This is a genomic window from Actinoplanes awajinensis subsp. mycoplanecinus, assembly GCF_001509495.1.
Taxonomy (GTDB): domain Bacteria; phylum Actinomycetota; class Actinomycetes; order Mycobacteriales; family Micromonosporaceae; genus Actinoplanes; species Actinoplanes palleronii.
In genome coordinates, this window is the sequence record NZ_LLZH01000164.1 from 1 (window position 1) to 398 (window position 398).

Below are 398 nucleotides of genomic sequence, written 5' to 3' on the forward strand. Positions count from 1 at the left end.
TGTCGATCACCCCGGTCTCGACCAGGCCACCGACCATGACGAACAGCCCGGCGAAGAACACCAGCGTCGGCCACTCCACGTCCTTGGCGACCTCGGTGGGGTCCAGCCGCGACAGCGCCAGCAGCAGCAGGCCGCCGAGCAGTGCCACTACCGACGGTTCCAGGTGCAGCACGGTGTGCAGGCCGAACGCGACAAGTACCGCGCCGAGCACGGCGAGGCTGAGCACCACCAGGCGCCGATCCCGGATCGCGTCGGACTCCCGCAACGCCATCACCTGCTTGACCCGTTCGGCGTCGTAACGGAAAGCCTTACGGAACATGATCCGGCACAACACCACCAGCACGATCAACACGACCAGCACGAACGGCGCCATCACGCTGAGGAAGTCGTTGAAGGTG

1 protein-coding gene is annotated in these 398 nt (G+C 65.8%); it reads right to left on the reverse strand.

Features of this window, described 5'->3' with window-relative positions; all coding sequences use genetic code 11:
* The coding region (locus ADL15_RS18810) for an SLC13 family permease (RefSeq protein WP_198170880.1) at positions 1–398 on the reverse strand (398 nt) is incomplete at both ends.